5 protein-coding genes and 1 tRNA gene are annotated in these 12810 nt (G+C 63.9%); 2 read left to right on the top strand and 4 right to left on the bottom strand.

Going from position 1 to position 12810, the window contains the following annotated elements:
- Nucleotides 1-47: 47 nt before the first annotated feature.
- The 3 genes from QP415_RS01595 to rpoB all read right to left on the bottom strand — a co-directional run bounded on the left by QP415_RS01595 (nucleotide 48) and on the right by rpoB (nucleotide 9122).
- Nucleotides 48-1496, bottom strand: coding sequence for an LPXTG cell wall anchor domain-containing protein (locus QP415_RS01595; protein ID WP_285098207.1), 1449 nt, complete (start codon nucleotides 1494-1496; stop codon nucleotides 48-50).
- 231 nt (nucleotides 1497-1727) lie between these two features.
- Complete coding sequence (locus QP415_RS01590) at nucleotides 1728-5630, bottom strand: DNA-directed RNA polymerase subunit beta' (protein WP_016460336.1); 3903 nt, start codon at nucleotides 5628-5630, stop codon at nucleotides 1728-1730.
- Between the two features lie 15 nt (nucleotides 5631-5645).
- Nucleotides 5646-9122, bottom strand: a complete 3477-nt coding sequence (gene rpoB / locus QP415_RS01585) for a DNA-directed RNA polymerase subunit beta (RefSeq protein ID WP_285098203.1) — start codon at nucleotides 9120-9122, stop codon at nucleotides 5646-5648.
- An 822-nt stretch (nucleotides 9123-9944) separates the two neighbouring features.
- On the opposite strand from rpoB, the gene QP415_RS01580 reads away from it, so the two are divergent.
- Nucleotides 9945-10562: a hypothetical protein gene (locus tag QP415_RS01580; RefSeq protein WP_152691188.1), complete on the top strand. Its 618-nt coding sequence runs from the start codon at nucleotides 9945-9947 to the stop codon at nucleotides 10560-10562.
- A gap of 120 nt (nucleotides 10563-10682) precedes the next feature.
- Here QP415_RS01580 and QP415_RS01575 read toward each other — a convergent pair.
- Nucleotides 10683-10759 (bottom strand) — tRNA-Ile (locus QP415_RS01575).
- Nucleotides 10760-10900: 141 nt separating this feature from the next.
- On the opposite strand from QP415_RS01575, the gene QP415_RS01570 reads away from it, so the two are divergent.
- Nucleotides 10901-12643, top strand: coding sequence for a pyruvate dehydrogenase (locus QP415_RS01570; RefSeq protein WP_016460364.1), 1743 nt, complete (start codon nucleotides 10901-10903; stop codon nucleotides 12641-12643).
- Nucleotides 12644-12810: the final 167 nt, after the last annotated feature.

Below are 12810 nucleotides of genomic sequence, written 5' to 3'. Positions count from 1 at the left end.
CCCCTCGCGGGGACCGGGCCCTGTACCGTTATCGACCGGATCTTCGATCAGTGTGCGCGGCGCCTCGCTGCTACGAGGCCGACGCCGGCGACGCCTAGCAGGCCGACGAGCGCGATGGCAACTCCGGTGTTTGCGCCAGTGCTGGCAAGCTTGTTGCCTTCAGTGCTCTTGCCGCCAGTGGGCTGCGGCTGCTCAGGAGTCGGCTGGGACTGCTCGACAGTGGGCTGCGGCTGCTCAGGAGTCGGCTGGGACTGCTCAGGAGTCGGCTGGGACTGCTCGGGAGTCGGAAGCTCGGGGAAATCGCACGTCGAAGACGCCGAGGTATCGGACTCGGCAATGGCTGCGCCACTCGTCGTCGTCCCCGAGATCTTCACGAGCGGAGTAACCTCAGCGCTGCCGGTGATAAGGAACGAGAACTTCACCGACCCGTTGGGGGGAAGCTCCAGATCATTGAAGGTAAGCACCTTGCCCGCGACCGCCGGCTCGGGGGCGCCGCTGGCCGACTGGGGAACGTAGGTGGCATCGTCCGACAGTGTCGCAATGACCGTCTGAACCGACTTGGCATCACGGTTCGGGTTCGTGATCGTCACGCCGATGGTGCGCGTTGCGGTGGAGTCGGCGCCCGGCTGGGCGACGGCGCATGTCGCGGAGGACAGCGCGACCTGGCCCTTCGGCGAGAAGGAGGTGATGAGAGAGTAGTCGGCCGTCATATTCGGCTCGAGCGTACGAGTCCAGCTCACAGCCATGCCGTTATCTCGGTTGGAATCTGCGTACGCGAGCATGTTGGGCAGCGGCGCACGATCCTTGAGCTTATCCCAGACCTCGTAAAAGCCACCGTAGTAGTAGTTCGAACCGGCGGTCGTCGGGACGAACTGCTCGACTCGGCCACGATCCGAATGCCCACCGGTTTCCGGATCCTTCGCTCGGCAGATGACCGTCCCCGTGTTCGCGTCGTACTCGCCGAAGCCGTAATCGTCGTCCTGGAGGTAGCAATCCGCCGCGTGATAGAGGGTAAAGTCCTGAGCGGCATCCGAAATGTTCTTCACCGACGAGGTCGTCGCGTAGAAGTCATTGCCCGTGGAGTAGGTGTCCGTCTGCGTAATCTCGAATCCACCGCCGCGAACGACAGTCGTGAGGACCCACGGATCGGCTTGAGTGCCTGTTCCTGACTTGGATTGCGAGACCGGCGTCCAGGCGATCGCACTCATAGACCGTGCCTGACGCGAATTCAGCTCCCCCGGACCGAAGAGCTCAGATCCTACAGCGAGGAACGTTCCACAGTCGGCTGGATCCGTAGTGGAGTTACCGTTGTAGAACTCGTTGTATCTATCGCCCTTGTAGTTGATCGAGCAGTTGAGCGTGTCGGAGATGGCAATCCGAACGAGCGGTCCGTCCGTATCCTCAATCGTGGGACCAGCCGCAAGGGCCGCCAACGGGTTGAGAACGAGGGTCGCGGAGCCGAGCGCAGCAATGACCAGTTTCTTGGACAGGCGCATGAGAGGACATCCTTAAGCGTTGATGGATAGTGTGCGGCCAATCTAGCATCCGCGCGCCAGCTTTCCAAATGGTTGAACTTGTCATGTTCGACCGTCGCCGCTGGTGCTTGATCTGCGCCGCCGTGAGGCATCCCCGACGCACTCAGGGCAAGCGAGCAGACACGATAAGAGGCCCCGGCCTCGTCGCGTTTTCACGGACGAGGCCGGGGCCCCAAGCGGTCACAAACCGGATTACTCGCGGAAGTTCATGCCAAAGTCGATGGCGCCCAGCGCGTCGAGGAAGTCCTCGGACACGGAGCCGTCACCGAAGTCGGCCTCGGAGTAGTTCGAGTTCGCCATGGCCTCAGCCGTCGGCTCAACGATGACGTCGTTGTAGCGCGACAGGCCGGTGCCAGCCGGGATGAGCTTACCGAGGATGACGTTCTCCTTGAGGCCCACCAGGGAGTCCGACTTGCCGTTCATGGCGGCCTCGGTCAGGACCTTGGTGGTCTCCTGGAAGGACGCGGCCGACAGCCACGAATCCGTGGCCAGCGACGCCTTCGTGATACCCATCAGCATCTGGCGGCCGGAGGCGGGCTGGCCGCCCTCGGCTGCGACGCGACGGTTCTGCGTCAGGTACGCCATGCGGTCGACGAGCTCGCCGGGCATGAACGTCGTGTCGCCGGGCTCCAGGATGGTGACGCGGCGCAGCATCTGACGGACGATGACCTCGATGTGCTTGGCGTGGATGCCCACACCCTGGTCGCGGTACACCTTCTGAACCTCGTCCACGAGCATCTTCTGAGCCACGTTGCGGCCCATGATGCGCAGGATTTCCTTGGGATCCAGCTGGCCCTCGGTCAGCGGGGTGCCGGCCTCGATGTGCTGGCCCTCGGACACGAGGAGCTTCTGGCGACGCGAGACCTCGATGACCAGGTCTTCCTTGCCGTCGTCACGGGTGATGACGACCTTACGCGCGCTCGGGTCTTCGTCGTCGATGTGGACGCGGCCGGCGGCCTCGTTCATCTTCGCCTCGACCTTCGGGCTACGGGCCTCGAAGAGTTCCTGAACACGGGGCAGACCCTGCGTAATATCCGCAGCGGAGGCGGCGCCACCGGTGTGGAACGTACGCATCGTCAGCTGCGTGCCGGGCTCGCCAATCGACTGGGCGGCGATAATGCCGACGGCCTCGCCGATGTCGACCTGCTTGCCGGTGGCCAGCGAACGGCCGTAGCAGGCCGCACAGGTGCCGACCTGCGACTCACAGGTGAGGACGGAACGGCAGACGATCTGCTCGACGCCGGCGGCAACCAGCTCGGCGAGCTGGTCATCACCCAGGTCGGTGCCCGCGGGCATGACGACCTCTCCGGCCTCGTTCACCGCGTCGCGGGCGAGGTTACGGGCGTAGGCGGTCGTCTCGATGGTCTCGGACGCCTCCCACTCACCGAACTCGTTCTTGTGAGCGATGTCGATCTTCAGGCCGGCGCGGGTGCCACAGTCGGCCTCGCGGACGATGACGTCCTGCGAGACGTCGACCAGACGACGGGTCAGGTAGCCCGACTCGGCGGTACGCAGAGCCGTATCGACCAGGCCCTTACGGGCGCCGTGCGTGGCGATGAAGTACTCGAGAACGGTCAGGCCCTCGCGGTAGTTCGCCTTAATGGGCTGCTCGATCAGCTTCTGCTTCGGGTCGGACACGAGGCCACGCATACCGGCGATCTGCTGAACCTGCGACCAGTTACCACGGGCGCCCGAGTTCACCATGCGGTACACGGTGTTACGCTCGGTGAAGTTCGCGCGCATGTCCTCCGCGACCTCTTCGGTGCACTGCAGCCACAGCTTGACGAGCTCCTCGTAGCGGGTTTCCTCGAGGATGATACCGGTCTCGAACTGCTCGACGATCTCGGCGGCCTTGGCCTCGTAGCGGGCCAGGATCTCGCGCTTGCGCGGCGAGGCCTGAATGTCGGAGAACGCGATCGTGATACCCGACCAGGTCGACCAGTGGAAGCCTGCCGACTTCAGCGCGTCGAGGCAGTCCGCCACGAGCACGTTCGGGTAACGCTGGGTCAGCGTGTTCACGATGTTGCCGAGCTGCTTCTTGCCGACGACCTCGTTGACGAACGGGTAGTCGGTGGGCAGCTGCTCGTTGAAGATCGCGCGGCCGAGGCTGGTCTCGAGGATCAGCTCGTCGCCACTCTCCCAACCCTCGGGGGCTTCCCAGCCCTCGGGCGGCACGGTGCCGTCGGCAAAGCGGATGCGCGCGGTCGCGTTCAGGTCCAGGTTGCCGGCGTCGAACGCCATCTGGGCCTCCGCCTGGCTGGAGAAGTACGGAATCACAGGGTTTCCGTCTTCGTCCTTCTCGACCGGGACCGACGGGTCGGGGTTCGAGGTCAGGTGGAACAGACCGATGATCATGTCCTGCGACGGCATGGCCACGGGGCGGCCGTCGGAGGGCTTGAGGATGTTGTTCGTCGACAGCATGAGGATGCGGGCCTCGGCCTGCGCCTCAGCGCCCAGCGGCAGGTGGACAGCCATCTGGTCGCCGTCGAAGTCGGCGTTGAACGCGCCACAGGCCAGGGGGTGCAGCTGGATAGCCTTACCCTCAATCAGCTGGGGCTCGAACGCCTGAATACCGAGGCGGTGCAGCGTAGGTGCACGGTTGAGCAGCACGGGGTGCTCGCGGATGACGTCGTCGAGGACGTCCCACACCTCGGGGCGCTGACGCTCCACCTTGCGCTTGGCGGCCTTGACGTTCTGCGCGTAGTTCTTCTCAACCAGGCGCTTCATGACGAAGGGCTTGAACAGCTCCAGGGCCATCTGCTTGGGCAGACCACACTGGTGCAGCTGCAGCTGCGGGCCGACGACGATAACGGAACGACCCGAGTAGTCGACGCGCTTACCGAGCAGGTTCTGACGGAAACGACCCTGCTTACCCTTGAGCATGTCCGAGATCGACTTCAGCGGACGGTTGCCCGGGCCCGCAACGGGGCGGCCGCGGCGGCCGTTGTCGAAGAGGGCGTCAACGGACTCCTGAAGCATGCGCTTCTCGTTGTTGACGATGATCTCGGGGGCACCCAGCTCGAGCAGACGCTTGAGTCGGGTGTTGCGGTTGATGACGCGACGGTACAGGTCGTTGAGGTCGGAGGTCGCGAAGCGGCCACCGTCCAGCTGAACCATGGGGCGCAGGTCCGGCGGGATCACGGGGATCTTGGTGAGGACCATCGAGGCCGGCGAGTTGCCGGTCGCGACGAAGGCGTTGATAACCTTCAGGCGCTTGATGGCGCGGGCCTTACGCGGGCCGGAGTCGGAGGCGATGGTCTGACGCAGCGCAGCGACCTCGGCCTCCAGGTCGAAGGTCTCCAGGCGCTTCTGGATGGCGGCTGCGCCCATGTCACCCTTGAAGTAGGTGCCGTAGCGGGCCACCATCGCGCGGTAGAGGCGCTCGTCACCCTCAAGGTCGCCGACCTTGAGGTCCTTGAAGCGCTCCCACACGGCCTCGAGGCCTTCGATGTCGCCGTCGAAGCGGCGGCGAATCTTGGCCATCTCACGCTCGCCCTGCTTGCGAGCGCGCTCGCGCTCGGCCTGCGAGGCGCCGTCCTTTTCGAGGGCGGCGATGTCGGACTCGAGCTGCTCCGCGAAGTCGTTGATCGTTGCGTCGCGGTTGTTCTCCATCTGCTTCTTCTGCACTTCGAGTTCGGCGCGCAGTTCAGCCAGATCCTCGTGGCGACCCTTTTCGTCGACCTCGGTGATCATGTAGGCAGCGAAGTAGATGACCTTCTCGAGGTCCTTGGGCGCGAGGTTGAGCACGTAGCCCAGGCGCGAGGGAACACCCTTGAAGTACCAGATGTGCGTGACGGGGGCGGCGAGGTCGATGTGACCCATGCGCTCACGGCGGACGCGGGAGCGAGTGACCTCGACTCCACACTTCTCGCAGATAATGCCCTTGTAGCGCACGCGCTTGTACTTGCCACACGCGCACTCCCAGTCGCGCGTGGGGCCGAAGATCTGCTCACCGAACAGGCCGTCGCGCTCGGGCTTGAGCGTACGGTAGTTGATGGTCTCCGGCTTCTTGACCTCACCGTGGCTCCAGACGGCGATGTCGTCGCCGGTGGCCAGGGTGATCTTCAGGCTGTCGAACGTTTTGGCGTCCAGCAAAGTTATCTCTCCCTATCAGATCGCATCGATGGTCGCCGCAGCGTTCGGACGAGCATCAAGAGTGATGCCCAGGTCCTCACGCGCATTGAAGTCTTCGTCCTGCTCACGCAGGTCAATGACGTTGCCGGCCGCGTCGAGAGCTTCGACGTTCAGGCACAGCGAGCGCATTTCCTGGATGAGGACTCGGAAGGACTCGGGGATGCCGGGCTCGGGGATGTCCTCGCCCTTGACGATGGCCTCGTACACCTTGACGCGGCCGGTGGTGTCGTCGGACTTGATGGTCAGCAGCTCCTGGAGGGCGTAGGCGGCGCCGTAGGCTTCCAGGGCCCACACCTCCATCTCGCCGAAGCGCTGGCCGCCGAACTGGGCCTTACCGCCCAGCGGCTGCTGCGTGATCATCGAGTACGGGCCCGTGGAGCGGGCGTGGATCTTGTCGTCGACCAGGTGGTGGAGCTTGAGCATGTAGGTGTAGCCCACCGAGATCGGGTACGGGAACGGCTCGCCGGAGCGACCGTCGAAGAGGCGCGCCTTGCCCTCGTAGTTGGTGAGGACGTCGCCGTCGCGGTTCGGGTTCACGTTGCGCAGCAGGCCCGCGAGCTCGTCGGCCTCGAGGCCGTCGAACACGGGGGTGGCGACGTGGGTGCCGGGCTCGGTCTTGATGCCGTCGGCGGGCAGGTGCGCTGCCCACTCTTCGCCGGCCTCGACAGCGGCCGAGGCATCCCAGCCCTGGTGGGCGAGCCACCCGAGGTGGTACTCGAGCACCTGGCCGACGTTCATTCGGCCGGGGACGCCCAGCGGGTTGAGGATGATGTCGACGGGCGTGCCGTCGGCGAGGAAGGGCATGTCCTCGACCGGGAGGATCTTGGACACGACGCCCTTGTTGCCGTGGCGGCCGGCCATCTTGTCGCCGATCGTGATCTTGCGTCGCTGGGCGACGTAGACGCGCACGGTCTGGCGCACGCCGGGGTTGAGATCGTCTTCGTCGTCGTTGAATTCGCGGACGCCGATGACGATGCCCTCTTCGCCGTGGGGGACGCGCAGGGAGGTGTCGCGCACCTCGCGGGCCTTCTCGCCGAAGATGGCGCGCAGCAGGCGCTCTTCAGAGGTCAGCTCGGTCTCGCCCTTCGGGGTGACCTTACCGACGAGGATGTCGCCGGCGGTGACCTCGGCGCCGATGCGGATGATGCCGCGCTCGTCCAGGTCTGCGAGGGATTCCTCGGAGACGTTGGGGATATCGCGGGTGATTTCTTCCTCACCGAGCTTGGTCTCGCGGGCGTCGACCTCGTATTCCTCGATGTGGATCGAGGTGAGGATGTCCTCTTCCACGACGCGACGGCTCAGGATGATGGCGTCCTCGTAGTTGAGGCCTTCCCACGACATGTAGGCGACGAGCAGGTTCTTACCGAGCGCGACCTCACCGTTGGAGGTGGCGGGGCCGTCGGCCAGGACGTCGCCGACCTCGACACGGTCGCCCTCGTCCACGATAACGCGCTGGTTGGTGCAGTTACCGGGGTTGGAGCGCTCGAACTTCTCGAGGCGGTAGGAGTCGCGGCCACCCTCGTCCGTGGAGACGACGATCAGGTCCGCGGAGACCTCGGAGACGACGCCGGAGTGGGCGGCGAGGATCATTTCGCCGGAGTCGTGCGCAGCGCGCATCTCCATGCCGGTGCCGACCAGCGGGGCTTCCGTGGTGAGCAGCGGCACAGCCTGACGCTGCATGTTCGCGCCCATGAGGGCTCGGTTCGCGTCGTCGTGCTCCAGGAAGGGAATGAACGCCGCGGCGACGGACACCATCTGACGTGCGGACACGTCCATGTAGTCGACGCGATCGCGGGCGATCAGGGTCGGGTCTTCGCCGGCGACACGGCACAGGACGTCGTGCTCGGCGAAGGAACCGTCGGCCTCGAGGGGCGACGAGGCCTGGGCGATGAAGTGCCCCTTCTCGTCGTCCGCGGTGAGGTAGCGGATTTCGTCGGTGACCTTGCCGTCCGTGACGACGCGGTAGGGCGTCTCAATGAAACCGAAGGGGTTGATGCGCGCGAAGGTCGCGAGCGAGCCGATAAGGCCGATGTTCGGGCCTTCAGGGGACTCGATCGGGCACATGCGGCCGTAGTGCGAGGGGTGGACGTCTCGCACTTCCATGCCCGCGCGGTCACGCGACAGACCGCCGGGGCCCAGGGCCGACAGACGGCGCTTGTGGGTCAGGCCGGCCAGCGGGTTGTTCTGGTCCATGAACTGCGAGAGCTGGGAAGTTCCGAAGAACTCCTTGATCGCGGCCACGACGGGGCGGATGTTGATCAGCGTCTGGGGCGTGATCGAGTCCGTCTCCTGGGTGGTCATGCGCTCGCGCACGGTGCGCTCCATGCGGGCGAGGCCCGTGCGGACCTGGCCCTGGATGAGCTCGCCGACGGCGCGGATACGACGGTTGGCGAAGTTGTCGATGTCGTCAACCTCAACGCGAACCTCGACGGGCTCGCCATTGCGGGTGCCCGCGAAGGTCTTGTCGCCCTGGTGCAGGGCGAGGAGGTACTTGACGGTCGCGACGATGTCCTCGAGGGACAGGGTCGAGGCCTTGGGGTCGGCTTCGATGGCCAGCTTCTTGTTGATCTTGTAGCGGCCGACCTTGGCCAGGTCGTAGCGACGAGAGTCAAAGTAGAAGTTGTTGAGCAGCGTCTGGGCGGCGTCGACGTTCGCGGGCTCGCCGGGGCGCAGCTTGCGGTAGATGTCGAGCAGGGCCTCTTCCTGCGTGGCGACCGTGTCCTTCTCGAGGGTCTCGAGGAGGACCGGGTAGTCGGCGAAGGTGTCGCGAATCTCGGATTCGGTCATGCCGACGGCCTTGAGGAAGTGGGTCACCGACTGCTTACGCTTGCGGTCGATGCGCACGCCGACGGTGTCACGCTTGTCGATCTCGAACTCGAGCCATGCGCCGCGCGAGGGGATGATCTTCGCGCCAAAGGTCTCCTTGTCCGACGAGCGATCCGAGAGCTTCTCGAAGTACACGCCGGGGGAACGCACGAGCTGGGAGACGACGACACGCTCGGTGCCGTTGATGATGAAGGTACCGCGGGGGGTCATGAGCGGGAAGTCGCCCATGAACACGGTCTGGGACTTGATTTCGCCGGTCTCGTAGTTCATGAACTCGGCGGTCACGTACATGGGTGCGGAGTACGTGTAGTCCTTCGCCTTGGCTTCCTCCATGGAGTACTTGGGGGATTCGAGGCGGTGGTCGTGGAACGACAGGCTCATGGTGCCTGCAACGTCCTCAATGGGGGAAATCTCGTGGAAGATTTCTTCGAGGCCGGAGACGTCGGGGACGTCGTTACGGCCGGACGCCTGAGCGGCTTCGACGCGGGCCTTCCACGCGTCGTTACCCAGCAGCCAGTCGAAGCTTTCGACCTGCAGGCCCAGCAGATTGGGGGCCTGGAGGGGTTCACGAAGCTTGGCGAATGAGATGCGGTGCTTGGGCTGTTTGGCGGTGCTGTTGGCAGCCAAAGGGGATCCTTCCCTGCATGAACGGTGCGCACGCTGCCTTATCACCCATTATCTGACGCGTCCTGGTCCGTCAAGCGCCTGTTACGACGGCTGGATACGGGTCACCTCGGGCATGATAAGGCGCAAATACTCAGGCTACCGTGAGTCGCATCGCGAGTCAAGGCAGGATGTGATATGTGCAGGGTTTCACGGGAACGAGGCCGGGGCCAGCTGGTTCGTCGGGCGCGATACTGGCGGAACCCTGGTATGGGTGGTGGTGCCGATACGAGTTGGTTCTGTCGAGCCATACAGGAATTCATACCCATGACTCATGAGTCATCGCCATGTGAATATGCACCACAACGTTGCGCCCTCGCCCCTCAGATCCCGAGTGCGGGCACATCCGGATAGGTAACGCACATTGGGATAGGTAACGCACATCCGGATAGGTAACGCACATCCGGATAGCTTATTAACCTATCCGGATGCTCATAACCTATCCGGGAAGGAACAACCTATCCGCATCGACGCCACGCCTCACCCGATCTCGAGCATTGCTGGAACCTCACGGCACCGCCGCAGCCCATCTGGGTGATGACACCGTATCGAGTGCTCTTACGCCGCAGTAAGCCGTAGTAATACGAGCCCGGAAACCCCGAAACCCAGACACTGCAAAAGTCCAGCAGATGACGTTGCTCAACCCCATTGAGGATGCGTCAGTCGTACAGGCATGTGGAAAGGAACATTGTGAGGCTCCACAGTGACAGGCTATGACATCGTGACCGATTCGCACGCCCGAGCGAGATGGACGCAGATGTATACGCAACGGGGCACTATTGAGGTATGAGCATCGACGACGAATCTCACCGCGAACCAAGCCCGCCCACCCCCTCACGGGTTGGCGGTGACCCAGCGACACCTCGTGCCTTGTCGATTGACGAGGAGTGGGCAGTGATCATGGCTCTCGAGGAGGAACGGGGCCGCACACACGCAGCTGAGCCAACACCCGTCGCATCACCAGCACCTACACACGAGGATCTGAGCTACCTCGAACCGATCGTTTACCCGGGCGCGAACAACCCGGTGAATCCATGGCGCACCCATCGCGCCATAGCCATACCGGAGGACAACGGGTGGCGTTGGAGGTGGTGGCGCTTGTGGGCGCTGCCGAGTCTGGCGTTTCTTACGGTCGCTACTGTCGCCGTTGTACGGCTCTATGGACAGGCAGTCGACCATGGTGCCCCCAAGTCTCTGATCATGCCATTCCTGTTTCTGGGGACTCTGTGGTGGAATTGCTTGATCCATACCCTCTACGTCGTGTGCGTCAGACGCATGAATCCATCCGTCGGCTTTCATATTGGTGCAGCGATCGCAGCTTTTGTGACGTCCTCGATAGCGGCGTTCGTCTGCGTGTGGGTGTTCGTGACAGCCGTGAATGTCGGCGCACTGCCAGGTTCGTAACGTCAGACACACTCACCGACGGACTAACGCCCCCTTCGTCGCGCACAGGGCGACCATGGGCCCTATGCAACGTGGTGCAGAAATCGTCCGACACGGTTGCCTGATGAGGTGACGAGGTGGTGGTGCCCCAAGTCGGGCTTGAACCGACGACCCACGGATTATGAGTCCGCTGCTCTGACCGACTGAGCTATTGGGGCGTTGCCATCCTATCGGAGGAACGCGGGCCTCTTCCACCGACACTTCGCCTTGATCCGTCGATCACGCCGAAGCGACATAGGACCTTGGTCATGCCTATTGTTATTTGAGCAGTTCACAGCCAAAGACATGAAGGAGATGGCATGAACGTCGCGGAACAGATCGTGGCTCAGCTCGTTGACGCTGGAGTCCACCGTATCTACGGCATTGTCGGTGACTCGCTTAACCCCATCGTTGACGCCGTGCGCAAGACCGGCGGCTCGAAGAAGGGTGGCATCGACTGGATCCACGTGCGCCACGAGGAGGCGGCGGCGTTCGCTGCATCGGCCGAAGCTCAGCTCACCGGCAAGCTTGCCGTGTGCGCGGGTTCATGCGGCCCGGGCAACCTGCACCTCATCAACGGCCTGTACGACGCGAACCGCACGGGAGCACCCGTCCTGGCCATTGCCTCGCACATCCCGAGCGTGCAGATCGGCACGATGTACTTCCAGGAGACCCACCCGGACCGCATTTTCGAGGAGTGCTCGGTCTACAACGAACTCATTTCCTCCGCGGCACAGTCGCCGCGCACGGTGAACTCGGCGATCCGCCACGCTGTCGGCCTGGGCGGCGTCTCGGTCATCACCCTGCCCGGCGACGTCTCGGACCTCAAGGCCGTCGAGCACATTCCCACCTACGCGCCTGCGCGCCCCGCGACGCTGGCTCCCAACGCCGCCGACGTTGAAGAGGCCGCAGCCCTCCTCAACAAGGCTGACAAGGTCGCGATCTTCGCCGGCGCGGGCGTCGAGGGCGCCCATGACGAGGTCATCGCCCTGGCGGACGCGCTCAAGGCTCCGATCGGCCACTCGCTGCGCGGCAAGCACTTCATCCAGTACGACAACCCCTTCGACGTGGGCATGACGGGCCTGCTGGGCTACGGCGCAGCCGCCGAGGGCATGAACGACGCCGACGTGCTGATCCTGCTGGGCACCGACTTCCCCTACGACCAGTTCCTGCCTGACACCCCGACCATTCAGGTGGATACGCACGCGGAGAAGCTGGGCCGCCGCACGGACGTCGGCCTCGCTATCCACGCGCAGGTCAAGCCCTTCATCGAGGCACTCCTCCCCCACCTGCGTGAGAACCGTTCCGACTCATTCTTGAAGTCCAAGATCAAGAAGCATTCGGAGATCATGCACGCTCCCGTGGGCGCCTACACGCGCAACGTGGAGAAGATGCGTCCGATCCACCCCGAGTACGCCGCACACCTCCTCAACGAGACGGCCGCGAAGGACGCGATTTTCACTGCAGACACGGGCATGTGCAACGTGTGGACCGCCCGCTACATCGATCCGCTCGGCACGCGTCGCCTCATCGGTTCGCTGCTGCACGGGTCGATGGCGAACGCCCTGCCGATGGCACTGGGCGCTCAGGTCGCCTACCCGGATCGCCAGGTCGTGTCCGTGTCGGGCGACGGCGGCATCTCGATGCTGCTGGGCGAGCTCATCACCGCGAAGATGTACGACCTGCCGGTCAAGGTGGTCGTCTTTAACAATTCGACGCTGGGCATGGTGAAGCTGGAGATGCTGGTCAACGGCCTTCCCGATTTCCAGACGGATGTCCCGGATACGAATTACGCGGAGATCGCCCGTGCAATTGGCTTCCACGCCGAGCGCGTCGAGGACGCATCTCGCCTGGAGGACGCGTACCGCGAGGCGTTCGCCGCGCCCGGCCCCGCCCTCATTGAAGTCATCACGGATCCGAACGCACTCTCTCTCCCGCCGGCCATCACCGGCGGCCAGGTCGTCGGTTTCGCGACCGCGATGAGCAAGATCGTTCTCAACCGCGGCATCGCCGAGGCTTTCTCGATGGCCACCTCCAACATGCGCAACATCCCGCGCCTGTAGGTCATTCACATCTCCGGGAACGAGGCCGGGGCTGGGTCAACGCACGACCTGGCCCCGGCCTCGTTCTGTCGTAATCCGACCCCAGAATTAATAAACATTCCTTTTTCCAAAAGAATGGCTTTTACCCTCTCAAATCGAGCTTGACAAGCGGGCAACTTGTAGCCCAC

The sequence above is a fragment of the Pauljensenia sp. UMB3104 genome (genome assembly GCF_030217285.1).
In the GTDB taxonomy this organism is placed as follows: Bacteria; Actinomycetota; Actinomycetes; order Actinomycetales; family Actinomycetaceae; genus Pauljensenia.
Note: the sequence above shows the minus strand (reverse complement) of the source record. Positions and strands in the feature narration are given on the sequence as shown.